We start from the raw sequence: 23066 nt of genomic DNA, 5'->3' as shown, positions 1-23066 counted from the left end.
TCCCCAATCACAAGTGGCTGACTTCCAACCTTGTATAGGTCACCTTGCCGCCTTCGGTGGGGTAGCCGACGTTGTCCAGCGTGTAGACGCCGGCCTTGAAGTAGAAGGCGTATTTGTACCAGGTCGGCGCCAGCTGGATTTGCGGGCCGGCGTTGTTGATCAGTACGGTCAATTTGCCTTGCTTGTTCATTTGAATGGCGTACGCGAAGGCTTTGTTGAGCGGCACGTTAGGTACCGTGTAGGCCACGGGACTTTTCACGTCGGCGGGGTTTACGCGGTATTCGAGGTCGATATTGCCTGTGCCGTTGGCGAAGCGGTACACAACCTTGAGCAAGGGCGTGGCGGCATCCTTGGCATGAATTTGTGCGACCACCACTCGCCCGGTGGAGGGCACCTGGTTGACCGAAAGCGTGCCTTTGAGCGTGTTCAGGCCGCTGTTGTACAGCCAGTTACGGGCTTTGCCGTTGGTCAAGGTTTCCCGCATTTCGGAGCGTGGGAAGTCACTGTGACTGGTGTGGGAACCGGTGACGGGCGCCCAGAAAACAACTTTGTCACCGGTGTTGGTGAAGTAAGCGGTTTTGAGCTTCGGCAGCGCTGCGGCGGTGGTCAAAGGCGGAGTATCAACAGGAAGGGTAAGGTTCCAGACGGTCAGGTCAATCATGGCCAAGGCTCATGTGGGCTGTTCCCTTGCCCGAGAGTTCAGCCAGTCATACGTAGCACTATTCGCCGTCCCTGACGCTACTGACGGATTAACGACCGATCAACGCAGTCCTTTAACGCATTCAGACAGGTGGCGTAGCGCCGTCTGCTGACGTTCGCTGGCGCGTCATCGAAGGTGCAGCAGACGCCATTACAACGGCGAAAGAAACAGCATTTGCTGATTGCGGACTCGATAAAAGGCCCGCGTTGCGCGGGCTTCTCAGGGGCGAAATATTGATCGTGGATTGACGATGTCAGCGGGTGACCAGAACCGCCGCTCCGAAAGCAATACGTCGTAACGCGCAGTCAGTCTTTCGCCGCTTGCTGCTGGTCTTCCACATGCAGCCTGGTCACGATTGCGGCGGCTTCCTCTTCGGTGTCCACCACAAACACTTCTCCTGCGTCGGATGTCACCTGAAACGCCGTCGTTGCGTTTCTCGCGCGATAGTCGGCGGGTAATTCATCGTGCTCGAGTTTTTTCAACGAAACGGCCATGGCGCTCTCCTCAAATGATCTGCAGGTGTGACCCCGGGGATTTTCGATTGGTTCGAGCTGTGTCAGGCGGTCAGCTAAACCGCACACAAACTTCAGGTGCGTAGTAGGCGTGCGCTCGCTTGCGATGGGCAACCGTCCCAAGCAAGCGCACTTGTGCCTGCCGTTGCATCAAACGCTGAGCCGCATCGACAGGTCGACGGCCTTCACGTCTTTGGTCAGGGTGCCGATCGAGATGTAGTCGACGCCGGTTTCGGCGATGGTGCGCAACGTCGCATCGGTGACGCCGCCGCTGGCTTCGAGCTTGGCACGACCGGCCGTGAGGCGGACGGCTTCGCGCATTTCGTCCAGGCTCAGTTCGTCGAGCATGATGATGTCGGCGCCGCCTTCGAGGGCTTGATGGAGTTCGTCCAGGCTTTCGACTTCAACTTCCACCGGTTTGCCAGGCGCGATCTTGTGCGCGGCGGTGATGGCTTCGGCGATGCCACCGCATGCCGCGATGTGGTTTTCTTTGATCAGGAAGGCGTCGAACAGGCCGATGCGATGGTTATGGCAACCGCCGCAGGTCACGGCGTATTTTTGTGCCAGGCGCAGGCCGGGCAGGGTCTTGCGGGTGTCGAGCAATTTGACCTGCGTGTCGGCCACCATGTCGGCGTAATGCTGCGAGCGGGTCGCGACGCCGGAGAGCATCTGCAGAAAGTTGAGGGCGCTGCGCTCGCCGGTCAGCAATGAACGCGCCGGACCCTCCAGATGGAACAGCACTTGATTGGGCTGCACGCGCTCGCCATCGGCGACCTGCCAGTGCACCGCAACGCGCTGGTCCAGCTGCCGAAACACACTGTCGACCCAAGCGGTGCCGGCGATCACGGCAGCGTCGCGCGAGATCACGGTTGCCTTGGCGAGGCGCTCAGCGGGAATCAGCTGTGCGGTGATGTCGCCAGTGCCGACGTCCTCGAGCAACGCACGGCGTACGTTGGCTTCGATTTCGGCGGTCAGCGTGGCAAGACGTAGATTCGGCATATCGGGCTCCACTTACTAAGTGCCTCGAGTATAAGGCAGGCAACTGTACCAACCTACCGGGCCCATACCATCCAGTTGAGTGCATGACCTGCACTTTGTCGGTTTTTTCGCCGTATATGCGACAGATTGTGTTTTTCGCGGTCTATCGCTGCACATGCCGCTTCGCCCGCTCCTATTATTCCAATCAGGGCGAAGAGTCCGCTGGCGGGCGGACACGATTTACAAGATAATTCGCCTAGCTTTTGACGTCATAGCTTTGACGTTTCGCCTGTACACCCCAGGGACAAAAATTCAAGATCCGGTCAAGTGCAGTCTCGGCCTGCGCTTGGGATGAGGTTGTGGCTGTTGAGTAGCAGCTTGAGTAGCAGCTGTGTAGTCGGTTGATAGGAGTCCTTGATGCATAACGACGGTAATAAAGTGGTGCCTTTGAGCAAGTCGAGTCCGGATAATCCAGGATCCTCGCCTGTCGCTCGGCTGCCCGTCGTTCTGTTGCAGGTGCGCGACAAAGCCGCGCAGCAGCTCAAGGAAAGCCTGCAAACGCTGTTCGATAACGCCGATGACACGTTGTTCGAGATGGCCGACCGCGCCCACAACAACGCCGAACAGAACATTTTCTTCGAAGCCATGCGCGACCTGCGCCTGAAGCGAAAGAGCATCGAGCGCAATTTCCTCGACAAGTTCTTCGAGGCCTTCCTGCGCCTGGGGCATTACGAAGTCGTCGAGCCGATCCTTTCCGAGCCTGTGTCCTTCGACAAACTCGCGCTGGTTCACAACGACGATCTGGAAAGGACCGTGGCCGTGGATGCCATGGTCACCAAGGTCATGAACCGCGACGGCGTTGCGTTGGGTCAGTTGACGACGCGGCTGAACGAGCTGATCCCTCAGCCCGTGACCGACGAAACCAATCCGCTCGGTCCTACACTGCTTTGCGATTTCTTCCTGCAGGCCGGTCGCAGCCTCGGCGTCGAGATCAAGGTCAAGCTGATCATCCTCAAGTTGTTCGAGAAATACGCGCTGGCCAATGCTGATCAATTGTATGAAGAAGCCAACCAGTTGCTGATTTCGGCGGGTGTCCTGCCCGAATTGAAAGTGCTGCCGTCGCGCCGTTCGACCGATCGTTCGGCCAGCTCGGCGGCTGCGAACGAGGCGCAGCGTGCCGATAACGCGTCGCTGATTCAGGCCACTGAAAAGCTCGATAACAGCGTGCAAGAAGTTTTTTCTGCGCTGCAAGAGCTGCTGGTTCACGTGCGCGGCAACATCACGCCGCGCCCGGACAACGTTGGCGAGGCCCGACCGATTTCGAGTCAGGACCTGCTGCGTCTGCTGTCTCATTTGCAGCAGTACGTGCCGAAAGCCGAAACACCGGATGACTTCGATCTGCGCACTCAGCTGGAGCAATTGATTGGCCGGGTCAGTGCGCGAAGCGGCAAGTTTCGCGTGGTCGGGCCTATGGATGAGGACGTCATCAACCTCATCTCGATGCTGTTCGAGTTCATTCTCGACGACCGCAACCTGCCAGGTTCCTTGCGCGCGCTGATTGGTCGTCTGCAAATCCCGATGCTGAAAGTCGCTGTCATCGACAAGAGCTTTTTCAGCCGCGGCAGCCACCCGGCGCGGCGCCTGCTCAACGAGATCGCATCGGCGGCGCTTGGCTGGGGCGGACGTGACGACACCCAGCGCGATTCGCTCTACACCCGCATCGATCAGATTGTGCAGCGGCTGCTGCATGATTTCGTCGACGATCCGGCGATTTTCACCGAATTGCTTGTGGATTTCCTGGCGTTCACCAGTGACGAGCGTCGTCGCAGCGAATTGCTCGAACAGCGCACCCGCGACGCTGAAGAAGGGCGCGCGCTGGCTGAGCTGGCGCGTCAGCGTGTGCAACAGGCGCTGAATGATCGTCTGCTGGGCCGGACGTTGCCGGAAGTCGTCGTGCGTCTGCTCCAGGAAGCGTGGAGCAAGGTATTGCTGCTGACCTGCCTCAAGCACGGCGAGGAGTCGGTCGAATGGAAATCCGGGCTGCAGGCCATGGATGACCTGATTTGGAGCGTCGAGTCCCACGACGAGCCCGAAGCGCGTCAGCGTCTGCTCGAATTGGTGCCAGGCCTGCTCAAGTCCCTGCGCGACGGCCTGAGCAGCGCGGCATTCGATCCGTTCGCGACCAGCGAATTTTTCAGTCAGCTCGAAGCCCTGCACGTTCAGGCCTTCAATCACGTGACGCGTCCGGCGTCCGACGATGCCGAGCAAGTCCAGAGCGAGCCATCCGATGGTACGCCGATGATGGCGGTGGTTGAGGAGATCGTGTTGGTCGCGCCGGGCGAACAAGTGCTCAGCGAGCCTTCGATGCATTTGCCTGCCGACGACGAAGGTCTGCTGCAGGTCGATAAGCTGCGCATGGGCAGCTGGGTCGAAATCCAGGAAGACGAAGATCACAAGCTGCGGTGCAAACTGGCGGCCATCGTCGAGCCGAGCGGCCGCTATGTGTTCGTCAATCGCACAGGCATGAAGGTCCTGGAAAAGACTCGCATGGGCCTGGCGGTCGAGTTTCGTCGCGGCACGATTCGTGTGCTGGACGATGCGCTGTTGTTCGATCGCGCGCTGGAGTCGGTGCTGGGAAATCTGCGCAAGCTCAAGGGCTGATTCGCAGCGTGGCGGCGCATTGGCTGCCACATCCTTTCTCATCGCGGGCATACTGGCTGCTGTCGAATGATGCTTTAAGGACCCCTTCATGCAACTGGACCCCGGCACGGGCTGGTGCCACGGCGCTCAGCATTGCCCTTCGCCCAATTTCAATGCTCGTCCCGAGGGCGAGATCTCGCTGCTGGTGATCCACAACATCAGCTTGCCCCCCGCGCAGTTCAAGACCGGCAAGGTTCAGGCATTTTTTCAGAACCGGCTGGATATCACCGAACATCCCTATTTTGAAGGCATCGCCGACTTGCGCGTCTCCGCGCATTTTCTGATCGAGCGGGACGGCGCCGTCACCCAATTCGTCTCCTGCCTCGACCGGGCGTGGCACGCGGGCGTGTCGGTGTTCGAAGGCCGCGAGACGTGCAACGATTTTTCCATTGGTATCGAGCTTGAAGGCACTGACGATCAGCCCTTCACCGATGCGCAGTATCAGGCGTTGATCGCGCTGACGCGGCAGTTGCAGTCGTCCTGGCCTGCGATCACCCCGCAGCGCATTTGCGGCCATAGCGACATTGCTCCGGGACGCAAGACCGATCCCGGCCCGTGCTTTGATTGGGCCCGGTTTCGTTCGGCTTTAGAGATTTGAATTGAGGAGCGGGAGATGAGTTTTCTGGTTTTGCTGCTGGCGGTCTGGATCGAGAAGTTCTCGGCCCTGCGCCAGCGTGTTCAACGCGATGGGCCATGGCTGCAGCAACTGGCGCGGCTTGAGTCCAATCCGCGCAGCGCCAGCCGTCCCTGGTGGATTCTGACGCTGACCGTGTTGCTGCCACTATTGGTGCTGGCGCTGGTATTGGTGATCGTCGGCTCCGTCGCCTATGGCTGGCTCGCGTTGCCGATTCATCTGCTGGTGCTGATCTACAGCCTGGGGCGCGGCGACATCAAGTCCAACCTGGGTTCCTTCCGCGACGCCTGCCGACGGGGCGATCAGGAGGCCGCGGTGCTGGTCGCCGAGCGCGACCTCGGCGTTCAGGCCGAGAACGAAGAGCAGCTTTTGGGTGGCGCCCAGACCTATCTCTTGTGGCAGGTCTATCAAGGTTTCTTCGCCGTGATTTTCTGGTATTTCGTGCTTGGCCCGGTGGCGGCGCTGGCCTACCGGCTGTTGGCGCTGGCGTCCGAGCATGGCCGCACGCCTGCACTGGTGGAGCGCGCGACCCAGCTGCGACACGCCTTCGACTGGGTGCCGGTGCGTCTGCTGGCTGCAAGTTTTGCCTTGGTGGGCAATTTCGTCGCGGTCAGTCGGGTGATGCTCAGCGAGTTGCTCAACTGGAATATCACTGCCTCCGGCCTGATTACCAAAGTGGGTTGCGTCGCCGGTGAAGTGCCTGCTCCCGTGGTGGGCGTCGACGGTGTGAACAGTCTCGACGTGCTGTGGGAACTGCTGATTCGCGCTGCGATTGTCTGGTACGTCGGATTTGCGTTGTTCACCTTGTTCGTCTGAGATCCGGCAGCGATCGTGGCTGCAACGCTTGAACATTGTTGATCAAACCCTTGCGAAGGAGAACTGCATGTCGAACCCGCGAATCGAGCGCATCCTGATCACCAACGACGACGGCATCGACGCGCCGGGGCTGGAAGTTCTGGAAGCCGTTGCCCGCGAGCTGGCGGAAGAAGTCTGGGTTGTCGCACCCGAGCAGGATCAGAGCGGGATTTCCCACGCGCTCAGCATCCATCACCCCTTGCGAGTCAAGGCGCGCGGCGAGCGGCGTTTTTCGGTGTCCGGAACGCCGGCCGATTGTGTGGCCATTGCCCTTGGTCAATTGATGGAAGAGCGGCCACAGCTGTTGCTTTCAGGCATCAACAAAGGCGCGAATCTGGGTGTGGAAACCATGTTTTCCGGCACCGTCGGCGCCGCGATGGCGGGGCTGTTGATGGGCGTACCTTCAATTGCACTCAGCCAGTTCTTCACACGCCGCGATGCGGTGAAATGGGAAACCGCCAGAGCGCTCGCACCTGATGTCATTCGTCGCGTGATCGGCATGGAATGGGCTGCGGACGTTTGCCTGAACATCAACTTTCCGGATGTCGCCCCCGAACATGCCAGGCCGCTGCAGATCACCCGACAGGGCATCGGACGCATGGATGGCTTGAACATCACTCAGCGCACCGACATGCGCGAACAAGGTTATTACTGGCTGAACATTGATCGTCATGAACGCCCGGATTTCGACGACAGCGAAACCTTCGTTGTGACCCAGGGTGGGATTTCCGTCACACCGTTGCGATTTGAGCGAACGGACCTTGAGGTCATGGGTCGGCTGAAAAGTGGCCTATCCAACTGATTGCGCCTGAGGCTGAAAACGTCCATTGGCAGTGGCGATTCTGACCCGCCGCTGCCAATTAGCCGTCTGTTTTTAGTTGTCATACGGATGCCCCCAAACGAGTGAGTTACCTTCATCTTTTATTGCCAAAGATGGCATTTCGCTAGTTGTCCCGCCCGCTTTCATTTCTTGCTTAGTGAGAATCTTTTGCTATAGCTAAAAGCCTCTCACGTCATCAAATGAGGCAATGGAATGTCAGTCGCAAAGAAAATGAGTGTGGGACAGCTGACGATGTTGACCGCCGTCAACATGTTGGGCTCGGGCATTGTGTTACTGCCGACCAAACTCGCAGAAGTGGGCGGTATTTCAATCCTCTCCTGGCTCATTACCGCAACCGGCTCCCTTGCTCTGGCGTACGCGTTTGCACGATGCGGCATGCTCAGTCGCAAGACGGGCGGCATGGGCGGATACGCGGAATATACGTTCGGCAAGTCCGGCAACTACATCACTAACTACACCTACGGTCTGTCGTTATTGATTGCCAATGTGGCGATCAGTATTACCGCCGTGGGTTATATCCAGACGCTGTTCGACATCAAACTCGACTCACTGCAAGTTGGCCTGGCGACCATCGCGTTGTTGTGGATTACCACGTTCGCCAACTTCGGCGGCGCGAGCATTACCGGCAAGATCGGTGCGGTGACGGTCTGGGGCGTCATTGCCCCGGTGGTGCTGGTTTCCACCATCGGCTGGTTCTGGTTCGACAGCAGCGTTTATGCCGCAGGCTGGAATCCCCACGATAAATCCTGGTACGAAGCGGCGGGCGCCTCGGTGGCGATCACGCTGTGGGCATTTCTGGGGCTGGAATCGGCTTGCGCCAACGGCGACGCCGTTGAAAACCCCGAGAAGAACGTGCCGATTGCCGTGCTCGGCGGCACGCTGGGCGCAGCGGTGATCTACATCGTTTCCACCAATGTGATCGCCGGCATTGTCGACAACGCCGAACTGGTCTCGTCCACCGCGCCGTTCGGCCTGGTGTTCGCCAAGATGTTTACGCCGATGGTCGGCAACATCGTCATGGGTCTGATGGTGCTCGCCTGCATCGGCTCGTTGCTGGGCTGGCAATTCACCGTGGCTCAGGTGTTCAAAAGCTCGGCGGACACCGGTTACTTCCTGCCAATCTTCGCCAAAGCCAACAAACATGGCGTGCCGATCATCAGCATGCTGATCCTGCTGGCGATGCAGACCGCCATGGCGCTGCTGACGATCAGCCCCGATCTGGCCAAGCAGTTCGACACACTGGTGAACCTGGCAGTGGTCACCAACCTGGTGCCGTACATCTTGTCGATGGCCACGCTGATGACGCTGCAAAAAATCTCGAACGTTCCGGCCAACAAGGCACTCATTACCAACATCGTTGCGGGCATCGCTGCCGCCTACAGCTATCTGGCGCTTTACAGCTCGGGCGCTCAGGCGCTGATGCTCGGCGGTGTCGCGACCATCGTCGGCTACACGCTGTTCGGCTTCGTCAACACGCGGTTGATCCGCCTCGAAGCCTTGAACAACAGCGTTCCGACTCAGACCGTCGCGGCGCAGCACATCGTCGGCGAGCCGATCCCGGTCAATGACTTGCCGCCCAACGCCATGAATCACGCCACCCTGGAGAACCAACCATGACGGAATACAGACACCTGCTTGGCATGCTGGCGCTGCTGGTCAGCAAACAGCCGGACAAACGCAGCGTGTTCGGCCGGGCCCTGATCCAGCTGATCAGCGATGTCGAGGAGCGCTCCATCAGCGTGCTGACGTCTGAAAGCCTAAGCGATGCCAAGTCGATTCTCAGCTCCGATCCTGCCATTCAGTGTGTGCTGCTCAGTTGGGAAATGGACGACAGCGAGGACCATCAGGAATGCATCGACTTGCTCACCGCGCTGCGTGAACGCAACACGCGCGTGCCGGTGTTCCTGATCAGCGACCGCAGCACCGCGTCCAGCGTGCCGTTGATCGTGATGCAGCACGCCGATGACTTCATCTGGTTGCCGGAAGACACCAGCCGGTTCTTGAGCGGGCGAATCATGGCGGCCATCGAGCGTTACCGCCAGGCGGTCCTGCCACCGATGTTCGGCGCACTGCTCAAGTTCGCGCGCAGCTACGAATATTCCTGGCACACGCCTGGCCATGCCGGCGGTACGGCGTTTCTGAAGAGCACGGCAGGGCGCGCGTTTTATGAGTTCTTCGGTGAAAACCTGCTGCGATCCGATCTGTCGATTTCGGTCGGCGAACTGGGTTCGTTGCTCGACCACAGCGGCCCCATCGGTCAGGGCGAGCGTTACGCGGCCAAGGTGTTCGGCGCGCATCGTACGTATTACGTGACCAACGGCTCGTCGATGTCTAACCGGGTGATCCTCATGGCCAGCGTCACGCGGGACCAGATCGCCCTGTGTGACCGCAATTGCCACAAGTCCGCCGAGCATGCGATGACGCTGTCGGGCGCCATTCCCACGTATCTGGTGCCGACTCGCAACCGCTTCGGCATCATCGGGCCGATTCTGCCGCAGACGCTGAGCGCCGAGGGCGTCAAGGCGGCGATTGCCAACAACCCGCTGGTCAAGAGCCACATCGACCCGAAGCCGGTGCACGCGATCGTCACCAACTCGACCTATGACGGCCTGACCTACAACGTCACCCGCGTCGAGGAGCTGCTCGGGCAGAGCGTCGATCGGCTGCATTTCGACGAGGCCTGGTACGGCTACGCGCGCTTCAATCCGCTGTACAAGGACCGCTTCGCGATGCACGGCAGCCCGGACGATCACGATGAATCCCGGCCCACCGTGTTCGCCACGCAGTCGACCCACAAACTGCTTGCGGCGTTGTCCCAGGCGTCGATGATCCATGTGCGCAACGGGCGTAACCCGATTCCGCACGGCCGCTTCAATGAGTCGTACATGATGCACGCCTCGACGTCGCCCAACTACGCGATCATGGCCTCGTGCGACGTCAGCTCAGCGATGATGGAGGCCCCGAGCGGGCAGATCCTCACCAACGAATCGATCGAAGAGGCCATCGCCTTCCGCCAGGTCATTTCGCGCATGCGCACTGAAATGCTGGGGCATGACGACTGGTTTTTCTCGTGCTGGCAGCCGCCGTCCGTGCAGGTCGACGGCAGTGCATTGGCGTTTCACGAGGTCGATCCGGCGCGGCTGAAAACCGATCCGAGTTGCTGGGTGCTGCACCCGAACGAAGTCTGGCATGGCTTTGGCGACATCGAAGACGGCTACTGCATGCTCGACCCGATCAAGGTGTCGATCCTGAGCCCCGGCATGGGCGACGACGGCAACCTGCTCGACTTCGGGATCCCCGCGTGCGTGCTCAGCGCCTACCTTGGCCATCAGGGCATCGTGGTTGAGAAGACCACTGATTTCACTATCCTCTTCCTGTTCTCCATCGGCATCACCAAAGGCAAGTGGGGCACGCTGGTCAATGCGCTGCTGGACTTCAAACGCGACTACGACAGCAACCTTGAGCTGGAGCTCTGCCTGCCCGACCTGCTGACCGCCAACCAGTTGCGATACGCCGGCATGGGCCTGAAGGATTTGTCTGAAGAAATCTTCGCAGCGATGAAGCAGACCAGGACAACCGCTGCCATGTCCAAAGCGTTCGGCACGCTGCCCAAAGCGGAATTCAGCCCGGTGGAAGCGTACGAGAAGCTGGTCAAGAACGAGGTGGAACAGGTGACGCTCGAGGAAGCTGCCGGGCGCATCGCGGCGACGGGCATCGTGCCTTATCCACCCGGTATCCCGCTGCTCATGCCGGGCGAGAACGCAGGTCCCGCCGACGGCCCGCTGCTGGCCTATCTGCGCGCGCTGGAAAGCTTCGACAAGTCATTCCCGGGGTTCACCCACGATACCCACGGGATCGAAAACGAGGCGGGGGTTTATCGGTTGCTGGTGTTGAAATAGCTCGGTTGAGTTCAGCCTCTTCTGTGACTGAGACTCACCCTTCGCGAGCAAGCTCGCTCCCACAGGTCAGGCGTCTGGCCGGAGCCCGGTGACGTCCGCAGGCTTTCTTGTAGGAACGAGCTTGCTCGCGAGGAGGTCGGTACCTCCAACACATATTTGTCGCCTGTACCCGAGGGCAAGCAAGCTCCACCTGTTTCGCGGGCTGACACACTCTGGCGAAACACCACAAAACGGGTGGGAGTGAGCTTGCTCGCGAGGAGGTCGGTACCTCCAACACAGGTTTGTCGCCTGTACCTGAGGGCAAGCAAGCTCCACCTGTTTCGCGGGCTGACACACTCTGGCGAAACACCACAAAACGGGTGGGAGCGAGCTTGCTCGCGATGGCTGATTTCCGGACGCTGCAACTCCACAGCCTGTACCGGCCTTTTCCCGGCTAAAGCCGGCCCTACAGATGCTGCAAGTTTGTCGTAGGACCGGCTTTAGCCGGGAAGGCGTCGGATGTTATGCGGTTGATCACAGGTTGGTTATAGACAGTTGACTCACTTCTCCACGTCAGGCGTCTGGCCGAAGCCCGGTGACGTCCGCAGGCTTTCTTGTAGGAGCGAGCTTGCTCGCGATGACTGATTTCCAGACGCTGCAACGCCACAGCCTGTACCGGCCTTTTCCCGGCTGAAGCCGGTCCCACAGATGCTGCAAGTTTATCGTAGGACCGGCTTTAGCCGGGAAGGCGTCGGATGTTATGCCGTTGATCGCAGGTGGGTTATAGACAGTTGGCCCACCCACTCCCCCACGTCAGGCGTATGGCCGAAGCCGCGTGTCAGGATTGCCTTTGTGGCTGGTTTGAATCAGTGGCTCTGGACCTTCTGCAGGGCCTGTTGAGTCAACGAAACACATTCCCTGGCGCCGTCATCGTTATGCCGGGCCAGTGCGGATTCGGCGCGGTGCACAGTGGTGTCGACGTCGCTTTTCACGGCATCGCTCAGGTTCGGATTGGCGACTTTGGCGTCCCGGATTTTGCTCAGGTTAATCTGGCACAGGCTGTTGTCATCGTTGGCAGACGCCGCAAAGGGCAGGGCGAATGCAGTCAGGAGCAGGCCGGTGAGCAGGGCGTGTTTCATGTTGTTTTCCGCAGAAAGTAGGTAAGGGGTCCGTGGTCTGTACGAACTTGCTGCATCAGACAGCAGATTTCGGATTTCTGCCATCTCATCCCGATCACCTGCCGCTCCTCCCACAGGCATTTTGCGCACGCGCCGTTCAGGGCCTGCGTTACCATGGCGCAGCCCCCACACCGCCAGAAGCCGAAACGTACCGATGGACATCGATCTCGCCCGTACCTTCCTCGAAATCGTTCGCCTGGGCAGCCTCATGGCGGCCGCCGAAAAGCTCCACGTCACCCAGACCGCCATCACCGCGCGGGTGCAAAAACTCGAAGGCCATTTGAACTGCAAGTTGTTCATCCGCAATCGCACGGGCGCCCGCCTGACCTCCGACGGCGAAGCTTTCGTGGTTTTTGCCAATCAGTTGGTGCAGACCTGGGACGCTGCGCGACGAGACCTGCCGTTGCCCGACGGCTATCGGCACGTGCTGCGCATTGGCGCGGAAATGAGTCTGTGCAACCCGCTGATGTTGAGCTGGGTGAGGGAGATCAGAGCGTCGATTCCAGACTACGCGCTGCATTCCGAAGTCCGCGAGGGCGAAGCGCTGATGAAGGAGGTCGAGCGGGGCGTGCTGGACGCCGCGCTGGTCTACCAGCCCGCCTACTGGCCGGGCCTGCAGGTAGAGGAGTTGCTGGAGGAAAAGCTGATTTTGATCCGCGTGGTCGACAAGCCTGAGCCGTACGTTTACATCGATTGGGGCCCGGCCTTTCGTCAGCAACACGACGCCGCGATGCCAGAAAAATCCAAGGCGGCTGTCGCCTTCAACCTCGGCCCGCTGGCGCTGCAATACATTCTCGACAACGGCGGCTCCGGTTACTTTCGCACGCGGGTGGTGCAGTCCTACCTTGATCGCGGAATCATCGAACGAGTGCCAATGGCGCCGGAATTCAGTTATCCGACGTATCTGGTTTACGCGCGGGACAATCCCTCGCCGACACTGCCTCGGGCGTTCGAGCTGTTGCGCACGATCGCCCGGGAGAGCGAAGACTGGTCGCAGCGCTGGGATCCGCTGATCTGAGGCGACGCACCTGCGTCAGTTCACCAGACTGATAATACCGATGACCTTGCGATCAGCGTCCAGCACCGGCAGGTGTTTGCTTCCTTGCGCGGCAAGCAGCTTCATGGCGTCTGCCATCGAATGATCGAGGGACAGGCTGTGCGTGCTGCGTGAAATCACCTGTGCCGTGTCGATATCATCCCGGTTGCGCCGCAGCGCGTTGGCCTCGGTCTTATGCAGAATGGTCTGAAGATCATCACGGGAAACATCGACGAACGCTCCAATTTCATCCAGCGCTTTGTCCAGATCCGCCGCGATGAAACCTTCGACCGCCTGTGGGCCAGCAATCGTCGCCGCTTTGGCCTGCGCTTTGGGATACCGCACCCGCGTCAGGTTGTTGTAGACCAGCGCGGTCAATAACAGGCAGCCCGCGTTGAGCATGACTGGCGCCAGCACGTGCATGCCCATCGCTGACAGCTCATGCTTCGAGGTGACGATGCAAATGGCGATGGCCGCGCCCGGCGGATGCAGGCAGCGACACACGCAGGTCAGCAAAATGGCCGAACATACCGCGATGCTCGCCGCAGTAATCGTATTGCCGAACAGATGAATACACGCCAGCGCAGCGAGCGCAGAAATCAGATAACTACCAAGAATCGACCACGGCTGGGCGAGCGCGCCGGTCGACACTGCAAACAGCAGCACCGCAGATGCACCGACGGGGCCGAGTAAATGCAGCGCCACGTCAACGCCGAACACCTGTTGGCAGACCAACGCACTGATAAAAATGCCCAGACACGCGCCAATCGCCGCGCGCGACCATTCCGCCGGGTGAGTGTTGAGCGAGTGGGGGATGAAGCTGCGCAGAAGCGTTTTCAAACGAGACTTTCCAGGGGTGAAAAACGGAGCCCGTCCATGTGGACAAGCTCCTGCACAAGGGGCGAGTGCCAGATATTTCAAAGGCATTTCGAACGGGAAGGCTGTTGCGGCAGCTTCCCATCGTGGCAGAGCTCGCCAATTGTGGTGAGAAATACGCAGGCAGGCAAATTCGAAATTTTGCAGATTCAGTGCAAAATTTTTGAGTTAAATGCCGGGGAGTCGCTGCGGCTTGCCCAGAAGATCAACCGCCGTGAACTGAGAGCGCTCGATTGAGCTGGGAAAGAGCAACAGGCCATCAACGCAGCGGGGGATCGAGCACCGGCTCGCGCTGCGCCAATGGCCTGTGATTACAGACTGCGCGACTGACTCATTTGACGAGCTCGGTGAGCAGGTCGCGCTTCTTCAACTTCCAGCAGATGCATGGCCAACACATCAGTCAAAAAGCGGAACTGATCGTTGAAGCCCACCACCTCGTTACTGAAGTGGTTACCCGCCGACGGCATCATGAAGGCGTCAAAACGTGTGTCTTCAACCAGGCTGTGGCGAGATTTGCGGGTGATGACATGTTGTGAGTAATAGTTATTACCAAATTTGGGAAAACTAACGTGCAAAGTGACGTCTCGGGTCATGTCGATTACTCCGCATCAAACAGAAAGTTGAACATTAAAAGGTGCTGATAAGTGTCAGCTACTTGGCCTTAATTGGCCCGTGCCATAACACGACTATCGTTTTCGTCTGCGGTAACAGGTACCGACTCCAGATCGAAAAGTTTGAGGGCGACGACGTAGCTGGTGAAAGCTGTCAGCGTCAAGCAAGTAAGGATATGTACGATCATTTTCCTGCCCTCGGTTCGTGTTTGGGTGTGAGGTGATATTACCCTCCTGAATTTTGAGCGAAAGGCAAAAGCAGGAATGTTGAATATCGACAGGAATGATGATTAGCCGCGGAACGTTTCATTCGGGCCGTCTGGCAGCACGCCAGACCGCGATGATGCGAGGCATGGCGCCTGACGCGGCGCCATGCCGACAGCGCGTCGGAGGTTACGCGCGGATGGTTTCGCCGTAGCGGTAAGTCGCCAGGCACGCCAGCAAAAGGCCGCTGATGGCGACCAGCCCGCCCACCAGTCCGACGTTGGCGATGCCCAACTGGCTGATGACCATGCTGCCCAGCAACGCACCGCCGCCGATGCCGATGTTGTAGATGCCCGAGTGCAGCGACATCGCGACGTCCGTCGCATCCGGCGCCATCGCCAACACCTTGGCCTGCATCACCAGGCCAAAGCACATGATCGCCATGCCCCAGACGATGCTCAGCGTGGCGATCCAGGATGCCTTTCCGGACAGCGGCAGCAACAGAATCAGGCACAGCGCCAGCGCACCGACGGCGGTAATCAGCAGCCCTCGCGGATAACGGTTGTTGTAACGGCTGAACACGATCGAGCCCAGAATCCCGGCGCCGCCGAACAGCAGCAGCACGATGGTGGTCATCTCGCCGCTCATCTTCGCGACGACCTGCGCAAACGGTTCGATGTAGCTGTAAGCCGTGAACTGCGCGGTGATCACCAGCGCCGTCAGGACATACAGCGACACCAATGCGGGACGCTTGAACAGAATCGGCAGACTGCGCAACGAACCCGAGTTCTGGCTGGGCAGCAGCGGCAGGGACTTGATCAGCACCATCACAGTCAAGCCCGAGGCCACCGCAATCGCCAGAAACGTCGTGCGCCAGCCCAATGCCTCGCCCAACACGCGACCCAGCGGAATGCCCAACACCATCGCCAGCGACGTGCCGGTCGCCAGCAATCCCAGCGCCTGAACCTGCTTGCCCGCCGGCGCCACACGCACTGCGAGCGACGCCGTGATCGACCAGAACACCGCATGCGCCAGCGCGATACCGACCCGGCTGACCAGCAACATCCCGAAACTCGACGCCATGCTGGACATCACATGGCTGACAATGAACAGCAGGAACACGAACGTCAGCAACTTGCGCCGTTCGATATTGCGCGTCATCAGCATCATCGGCAGCGACGTCAGCGACACGATCCACGCATACACCGTCAGCATCAGACCGACCTGCGCGGTGGTCATGTCGAAGCTGTGCCCGATGGCGCTCAGCAGCCCCACAGGCACGAACTCGGTGGTGTTGAAAATGAAGGCCGCCAGGGCCAGCGCAATGACGCTGAGCCAACTACCAGTGCGAGCATCGGTTGTGTTCATTGAATGACGCATCAGCCTCAAAAGGAGATAAAGCGGTAAGGGCCACGCCTTCCCCATAAAACGCCGACAAGCAGAAACGCCGCACAAGGCTCGGCGCCAGGGCGGTGCATGCAATCAGCAAACTATTATGAGTATGGGGAGGTACAGCCAGATGCCGCGGATTCTACGCCGCTGATAACGTTGTGACAACCGAGGTCAAGGGGGGCGCATGCCCTCAAAAACACCTCATAGACTTTCCGGTCAGAGCATCGGGCTTGATACCAATGAGTGCGCAATTACCTTGTCCTTGGAAGGCGGTTATTCGACGGCTGTTTCCGAGCGTTGGTTTTCCTCGGCTGACGTTGACGCCGGCGTGAGGTGGCAGAAGTGTTTGACGGGCTTCAGCCTTTTCCTGGCGTCCGATTACAACATCCACCTCGAGAGCGAACTGCTCGAAGGCCGAAGTGGTACGGTTGGGTTTTGGGTGAGCTGGTAATTCGCCGTCCGTCTGTTCCCGGGCACTCACCAGCCGCCATGGCTTCGAACCTCCATCAGTAGGTATTTTTTTGTTTGAGAATGGAGGTTCATCCCATGGCAACTGATCCATCAACCACTGAAAAACCAATGCCCGAGGACGAAGATGAGCTGGGTTTTGATCCGGATTCACCCGATCTTGACGACCCACAAGTCGACCCGACCCATCCCGCCCGCACCAGCAACGACCCCGAGCCCACGCCGCAGATCAGGGGTGGGGAGAATGATGTGACTAAGCGGGGGAATGGGGTGGTTTAGTTGGGTTGGCTGAGCGGGAGGTGTGTGGCTTGGTGCGGTCGATTGCCTCGGAGCGTAGTGTGACTCAGGTAGCTATCTACGAGGTCGGTAGTTGAAAGCGGTCCGCAGCCTTTGAGTCGTCTACTGAAATCAAAGGTTAAAAACTATCGTGGGACGCTCTATTCGCACCTCTCTTGCTAGTCGGGGCCAGTTGCGGTTACCTGCACTCTAGTTGATGGCGGCTGGATTGGTGGTGCATCAGCCTGCCATGGCTAAGATGTTTGCAGTTTGCTTTGACGTCGACCTCGGCTCGATATTTACGCCGCTCATGATTGTTCATCGGTCGCCGCGCGCATTGCCGTCACACGCGCTTGGGGATTTTCCTTAGAAGCGCACTGAATGTGGAGGGCCTCCTCGCATCTTTACCGCTTCTGTTTTGAACTTTAAGTAGAAAGAATTACGACACGAGCTAAAGTGGCTGATATAAACGCATGTATCCGAGTATAAACGCATGTATCCGAGCGTTGTCTAGGAGGATTATTAACTGTGCGTTACGGACTTTTCGACCTCGTTGTATATATGAGGTGCAGCAAGCTCTGAGCAGCCGTTCGTACCCAAAATGGTTGTTTGGTATCGTTCGTTTTTCGTTTCGTAGTTAGTTCATTAAAGCCTAGTCGCTAGCCAAACTGCTTGACTCTAAGCCTCTAGTAAGTGGCAGCAGCTGAAACATTTTCCCGCCAACGTGCAAAAACGCAGTCCAGCCATCGTAAGCCTAGGGAGAACGAGCAAGCGTCTGTCTGATGGTCACGCCGGCACTGCAGACTTCTTCCTAGTGCTGAATGCGGCCAATACCCGCGGGGGACCGAATTCTGTGAATATCTGCGATGCTATATTAAGATTTATTGGAATTGTTGGACCGCATTCGGTTTGGTGCTAGTTCTAATGCATTTTGACCCCATCATCAGTAAACAGGCCGATCATTTACTCAGAATCGTAGGTTTGAGTAGAGCGTTGCAAAAACGGCAGTGCTAATGGCAGTCTGAGCACTACTATCGGCTTCCTTCATTACGTCCAGAGGTGAAGGCAGCGGCGAACTGTGGGCGTGCGATGCAGGATAGGTACGATGGTAAATCTCCTTTTTGTGTCGTATCCATGCGCTAGGTACATTTCAAATTGGGTCCGAGCTTGCTACATTTTGGCGTCCGCAACCAAGGATAGAGCAGACACCAATATGGCAACCATGTGGATGATTCGAGGCGACGGTGGTCGCCTGTACGACGATTTCAGAGAACGCAATCTCGCAGCGATCGGTTGGGCACAGTTGGCGCCGTCAGCAAAGCTGGGAGTTTCACGCTCAGCTTTGATCCTGGCATACAAAGACGCGCAGCCAGGCATCAAGGACGCTAGCGCTGTGTCAGGCGCCTCGCAGGTCTTCCGGTTCGTCAACGAGGTGAAAGAGGGGGATGCCGTCGTTACTTACTCGCCGGCGAACCGTACCTACTTGGTCGGTCAGTTCGCTGGGCCGTGCCTGTACCGACCAGAATTGGCTGATGAGGGCATGGCTTTGGTCAGGGCAGTAAAATGGCTTGCGCAAGAGGTTGACCGTGACCAGCTCAGTAGTGTTAGCAAGAACAGCCTCGGCTCCACGCTTACCGTGTTTAATGTATCTGAAGCTGCTCAGAAAGAGCTATTAGATTTAGCTGCTGGTAATAAAATCCGGGCGCGGCCGGTCGACCCGGTTGGTGATTCGGAAGTTATCGATGACCCCCTAAAGGGTGTTCAGGATATCGCCTTCGAACGAATCAAAGATCAGATCAATAGCTTGGACTGGTCCGAGATGCAGGATTTGGTTGCGGGCATTCTCCGCGCAATGGGCTACAAGACACTGGTATCTCCCGCTGGTGCAGACCGGGGCAAAGATATTATTGCTTCGCCTGACGGTTTCGGCTTCGAGCCGCCGCGGATCGTTGTAGAGGTCAAACATCGAAATGCGCGAATGGGTAGCAGCGAAATCCGCAGTTTTCTTGGCGGGAGGCACAAGGATGATCGCGGTCTGTATGTAAGTACCGGTGGGTTCACCAAGGATGCTCTATATGAAGGGGACCGGGCGAACGTCCACCTCACATTGTGGACATTGGACGAGCTAGCAAGAACGTTGATGGCGCATTATCAGATGACAGATCCAGAGACGAAGCGGTTGGTGCCATTGAGTTATTTTTATGTGCCCGCTTGATCACTTTGCTTTTTTGACTAGTGCTCAATTCGGCTTCGTCACAGAAAAATGCCAAGGAAACGGAGCGATAGATATCGTGTAGGATGTGTGTTAGATAGACTGCATAGACTACGTCATCAAAATTTTTAAGATGAAATTATGAATCCAACACAGCTGTTGCAGGAACTGATTGAAAAATATGATAGCAACCTAGGTTACTATCAGTCTGCTAAATATAATGAAACGCAGTTGCGGACAGACTTTTTAGATCAGTTATTTTCTATATTAGGTTGGGACTTAACCAATCGATATTGTAAATCTACGAATGAACGAGAAGTCTTAGTCGAGGAGGGGCTGCGGCTCCGCGCAGGTGACAACACAAAAAAACCAGACTATACGTTCCGACTGTTTTCTGAGCGCAAATTTTTTGTTGAGGCAAAAAAACCAAGCGTTAAAATCAATACCGATCCAGAGTCGGCAAAGCAAGTGCGTCGATATGGGTTCACTGCAAAGCTAAAAATTTCGATACTTACTAATTTTGAATATACCGCTATTTATGATTGCTCACACCCGGTCTTGGAAGGTGATACTGTAAACACTTCAAGATTAAAATTGTATCACTATACAGACCTGTTACAGAACTTTGATGAGCTAAACCGTCTTATTGGTAAGGAAAGCGTTTACTCCGGTGAGTTTGATGTGCAGTGGTCAAGCATTGCCAGTCAACTTTCAAAGTTCAGTGTTGATGATCTATTTTTGCGGCAAATTAATAGTTGGCGACTGAAGCTCGCTACTGAACTTGTCACGATTAAATCTGATCTCGAAGAGGAAGCTCTAAATGATCTAACACAGAGCTATATAAATAGTATTGTGTTTCTGAGAGTTTGCGAAGATAGAGAGCTTGAGGACTATGAGGGGCTGTATCGTTTAGCTGAGCGTAAAGACTTTCGAGCATTGGTTCAGAAGCTTAAAGAGTCGGACCGAAAATACAATTCTGGATTGTTTAAGCTGTCTTACATTGATGTTATTGTAAATAATGAGCGGTCTTGTCTTTGGGGTATCATTGAGGAATTGTATTTTCCTCAAAGCACATATTCCTTTGTGGTGTTCTCCTCCGAGATCCTCGGAGATATTTATGAGGTATTTTTGAGTGAGAAAATTCGAGTTGGACCAGGTGGTCAAATAAATCTGCAGCCTAAAAAGGAGCATATCGATAGAGATATTGTCACTACTCCTAATCATATCGTAAGGGATATTATAAGAAATTCTGTTGTGGAGTTTTGTAAGGATAAAACTGATCAGCAGATCATGAGCGCAAAATTTGCCGATATTGCTTGCGGGTCAGGTGCGTTTCTTCTTGAGTTGTTTCAAATATTGCAGGATATTTTGATTGACTATTATATGATTCATGATAATAGTAAGCTTCGGCAGAATGCCCTGAATAGTTTTAAATTAAAATTTTCTGTAAAAAAAGAGCTTTTGACTAGGTGCATTTTTGGTATTGACAAAGATTATAATGCAGTTAAGGCATGTTCTTTTGGCCTGCTGTTGAAGCTTCTTGAGGACGAATCGAAGAGCACTATCGAAACTGAGTCAACTATACTGCCCAATATGAGTAATAACATAATGTATGGTAATAGTCTGATAGGTTTAAGTGATGGAGTAAGCGCCGTTGACGCCATTGTTATAAATCCATTCGATAATAACAACCAGTTTGATGTCATAATAGGCAATCCTCCGTATATGGCGACCGAGCACATGAAGAAGTTCACGCCTTTAGAGCTTCCTATATATAAGGCTAAATACAAATCTGCATATAGGCAATTTGACAAGTATTATTTGTTTGTTGAGCGATCAGTGCAGTTGTTGAAGCCCGATGGGATTTTGGGATACATCTTGCCCTCGAAGTTTACCAAGGTAGGTGCAGGGCAAGGACTAAGGAGGCTACTGTCGGAAAGTGGATTCCTTAGTAAAATGATCTCGTTCGGTGCTGCACAAGTTTTTAAAGATAAGACCACGTACACCTGTTTGCTTTTTTTGAAAAAGGCTAAGCAAACAAGTTTCGATTTTTACGAGGTGAAAGATTATCGAAAATGGTTAACGCGTGAAGAGAGCTTTTCAGACGCGGTGACCTATAGCGCAGATAAGCTAGACTCAGACACGTGGATTCTGGAAAGAAAAACAATCAATTTGTTGCAACTTATTAACGGCAAATCCGTCCCTCTTGAGGATGTGTTAGGAAAGAAAGCGATTGCTAACGGTATTCAAACAAGCGCTAATGATTACTATGTGCATAAAGAAATAAGGTCGGATGGTCATTGTGTCTATTTTATGTATGATGGTGAGATGCGTTGTGTTGAGAAAGAGTTGACTCGACCTTACTTTGAAACTCAGCGTTCGGGCGATGATCATTTTTATACTTATAAGGATGTCGAGCCAAATGCTTTCGTTATTTATCCATATATCAAAAAGGACAACGCTATCCAGCTTGTTGAGTATAATGACATGAGGGCGCGCTATCCCAATTTGTTCAAATTTCTTGCGGCGTTGAAGCCTCACTTGGATGATGGCAAGAGATCAATTAAGCCAGATCCTATTACGCCTGACGAATGGTATCGATACGGTCGTAGCCAAGGGCTTGAAAACTGTGATGTACCGCAAAAGATAATCGTCGGCGTATTATCAAATGGTTACAAGTATTCTATAGATAATAATCGAACCTTTGTATCGTCAGGTGGTACGGCCGGATACAGTATAATAAATGTTCCCGATTCCTGTAGCTATTCGATTTATTATTTGCAGGCTATTCTTTCGTCGAAATATTTAGAGTGGTTTGCATCTATTTATGGCGAGGTCTTTAGAGGAGGATTTGTTGCGCGAGGTACTAAGGTGCAGACTAGAATGCCAATTCCAAAAGTGAACTTTGAGGATATCGGTCAGAAAAATGTGCATGATAAAATTGCTGGATTACAGAAACGGATGAATGATCAATATGCTGAGATTTGCAAGTCAGGCGAACGAGGTAAAATAATCCTACAGCGTCAATTTGACGTTATGAGCCAGGAAATGGAAACTCTTGTAGGGAACTTGTTTGGGTTAGGTGCAGCTGATGAAGAAATACCGTCGGTGAGCGAACTTTACGGTTCCCTTTGAATTCTGGGGCGAAGCGCAGCGGCTCGCCCCAATCTGTCACTTTATGAGATGAGCAACTGGTAATCAAACGCCTCCCCGTGCGCGTCATTCAATGTGAGAGTTTTACCTATCAGATTCTCGTCTTGGATCAAATGTAATGCTTCGCCCCAATGTAAACCGGTTGTGTAGTTCCTTTGATTCGATTCCCAAGACGGCTTGTGACTTAGTTCTAAGGTATACACTCCGCAAGGCTGTCCCATAATAACTAAACTAAAGCTCGCACGGGACATCTCCTTTCCATCGATTTGGTACCATGATAGCTTGGAGAAAACTGTGTGCCGAAAGTATGTTGTCTGGTCGATACCATAATTAGATTGAGTCAGTCTCAATACGCCCGATGCATGAGAGTCAGTCAAGAGCTGTAGATCACCTCTAGGGATATCCATTTTTTCCCACACTTTTACTACAGACATTATTCGCTCCTACCATGAGATGTGAGTCCGATACCTTAGGCTTTCGGAATTTCAAGAGTGGCGCAAGCCTTCTCTACATAGCTTTGTCTGCTAGCTTCGTAGTGACGCACCCACTCCCACTGAAAGAG

Annotated in this window: 17 protein-coding genes; 10 read left to right on the top strand and 7 right to left on the bottom strand. The window is 55.6% G+C overall.

What is annotated here, in order from left to right:
• Window positions 1-7 precede the first annotated feature (7 nt).
• From AAGQ88_RS23105 to nadC, 3 genes are all read right to left on the bottom strand, one after another.
• The gene (locus tag AAGQ88_RS23105) at window positions 8-661 is read right to left on the bottom strand and encodes a polysaccharide lyase family 7 protein (RefSeq protein WP_342653686.1); all 654 of its coding nucleotides are present in this window, start codon (window positions 659-661) and stop codon (window positions 8-10) included.
• A gap of 344 nt (window positions 662-1005) precedes the next feature.
• Entirely contained in the window at window positions 1006-1194 is a 189-nt protein-coding gene (locus AAGQ88_RS23100; protein WP_342653685.1) for a hypothetical protein, read from the bottom strand.
• Between the two features lie 168 nt (window positions 1195-1362).
• The gene (gene nadC / locus AAGQ88_RS23095; protein ID WP_093464594.1) at window positions 1363-2211 is read right to left on the bottom strand and encodes a carboxylating nicotinate-nucleotide diphosphorylase; all 849 of its coding nucleotides are present in this window, start codon (window positions 2209-2211) and stop codon (window positions 1363-1365) included.
• A 396-nt stretch (window positions 2212-2607) separates the two neighbouring features.
• Here nadC and AAGQ88_RS23090 point away from each other — a divergent pair, with 396 nt between their 5' ends.
• The 6 genes from AAGQ88_RS23090 to AAGQ88_RS23065 all read left to right on the top strand — a co-directional run bounded on the left by AAGQ88_RS23090 (window position 2608) and on the right by AAGQ88_RS23065 (window position 11119).
• Window positions 2608-4851: a DUF1631 domain-containing protein gene (locus AAGQ88_RS23090; protein WP_342653684.1), complete on the top strand. Its 2244-nt coding sequence runs from the start codon at window positions 2608-2610 to the stop codon at window positions 4849-4851.
• An 88-nt stretch (window positions 4852-4939) separates the two neighbouring features.
• Window positions 4940-5488: a 1,6-anhydro-N-acetylmuramyl-L-alanine amidase AmpD gene (gene ampD / locus AAGQ88_RS23085; protein ID WP_285426265.1), complete on the top strand. Its 549-nt coding sequence runs from the start codon at window positions 4940-4942 to the stop codon at window positions 5486-5488.
• Between the two features lie 15 nt (window positions 5489-5503).
• Window positions 5504-6340, top strand: coding sequence for a regulatory signaling modulator protein AmpE (gene ampE, locus AAGQ88_RS23080; RefSeq protein WP_342653683.1), 837 nt, complete (start codon window positions 5504-5506; stop codon window positions 6338-6340).
• A 67-nt stretch (window positions 6341-6407) separates the two neighbouring features.
• Entirely contained in the window at window positions 6408-7181 is a 774-nt protein-coding gene (gene surE, locus AAGQ88_RS23075; RefSeq protein WP_342653682.1) for a 5'/3'-nucleotidase SurE, read from the top strand.
• Between the two features lie 231 nt (window positions 7182-7412).
• A complete protein-coding gene (gene potE, locus AAGQ88_RS23070; protein WP_342653681.1) occupies window positions 7413-8837 on the top strand; it encodes a putrescine-ornithine antiporter in 1425 nt (474 codons plus the stop codon).
• Window positions 8834-11119 carry an Orn/Lys/Arg decarboxylase N-terminal domain-containing protein gene (locus tag AAGQ88_RS23065; protein ID WP_342653680.1) on the top strand — a complete coding sequence of 762 codons (2286 nt, stop codon included), beginning with the start codon at window positions 8834-8836 and terminating at the stop codon, window positions 11117-11119. Before potE ends, AAGQ88_RS23065 begins: the two co-directional genes overlap by 4 nt.
• Before the next feature lie 845 nt (window positions 11120-11964).
• Here AAGQ88_RS23065 and AAGQ88_RS23060 read toward each other — a convergent pair.
• Window positions 11965-12237, bottom strand: a complete 273-nt coding sequence (locus AAGQ88_RS23060; protein ID WP_093464573.1) for a hypothetical protein — start codon at window positions 12235-12237, stop codon at window positions 11965-11967.
• A gap of 193 nt (window positions 12238-12430) precedes the next feature.
• On the opposite strand from AAGQ88_RS23060, the gene AAGQ88_RS23055 reads away from it, so the two are divergent.
• Complete coding sequence (locus AAGQ88_RS23055) at window positions 12431-13294, top strand: LysR family transcriptional regulator (protein WP_342653679.1); 864 nt, start codon at window positions 12431-12433, stop codon at window positions 13292-13294.
• Window positions 13295-13309: 15 nt separating this feature from the next.
• Here the strand turns inward: AAGQ88_RS23055 and AAGQ88_RS23050 are convergent, their stop codons facing one another.
• From AAGQ88_RS23050 to AAGQ88_RS23040, 3 genes are all read right to left on the bottom strand, one after another.
• Complete coding sequence (locus AAGQ88_RS23050; protein WP_342653678.1) at window positions 13310-14152, bottom strand: HPP family protein; 843 nt, start codon at window positions 14150-14152, stop codon at window positions 13310-13312.
• 347 nt (window positions 14153-14499) lie between these two features.
• A complete protein-coding gene (locus tag AAGQ88_RS23045) occupies window positions 14500-14781 on the bottom strand; it encodes a hypothetical protein (RefSeq protein WP_342653677.1) in 282 nt (93 codons plus the stop codon).
• Between the two features lie 411 nt (window positions 14782-15192).
• Window positions 15193-16371 (bottom strand): sugar transporter, encoded by a 1179-nt coding sequence (locus tag AAGQ88_RS23040; protein WP_342653676.1) that lies wholly within the window; start codon window positions 16369-16371, stop codon window positions 15193-15195.
• A gap of 570 nt (window positions 16372-16941) precedes the next feature.
• Here AAGQ88_RS23040 and AAGQ88_RS23035 point away from each other — a divergent pair.
• From AAGQ88_RS23035 to AAGQ88_RS23025, 3 genes are all read left to right on the top strand, one after another.
• Complete coding sequence (locus tag AAGQ88_RS23035) at window positions 16942-17142, top strand: DUF6021 family protein (protein WP_342653675.1); 201 nt, start codon at window positions 16942-16944, stop codon at window positions 17140-17142.
• Between the two features lie 1210 nt (window positions 17143-18352).
• Window positions 18353-19354 (top strand): restriction endonuclease, encoded by a 1002-nt coding sequence (locus tag AAGQ88_RS23030; protein WP_342653674.1) that lies wholly within the window; start codon window positions 18353-18355, stop codon window positions 19352-19354.
• Between the two features lie 138 nt (window positions 19355-19492).
• Entirely contained in the window at window positions 19493-22486 is a 2994-nt protein-coding gene (locus AAGQ88_RS23025) for an N-6 DNA methylase (RefSeq protein ID WP_342653673.1), read from the top strand.
• Window positions 22487-23066 lie beyond the last annotated feature (580 nt).

This window comes from Pseudomonas sp. F3-2 (assembly GCF_038804275.1).
Lineage (GTDB): Bacteria > Pseudomonadota > Gammaproteobacteria > Pseudomonadales > Pseudomonadaceae > Aquipseudomonas.
This window is presented reverse-complemented; position numbering and strand designations above follow the sequence as displayed.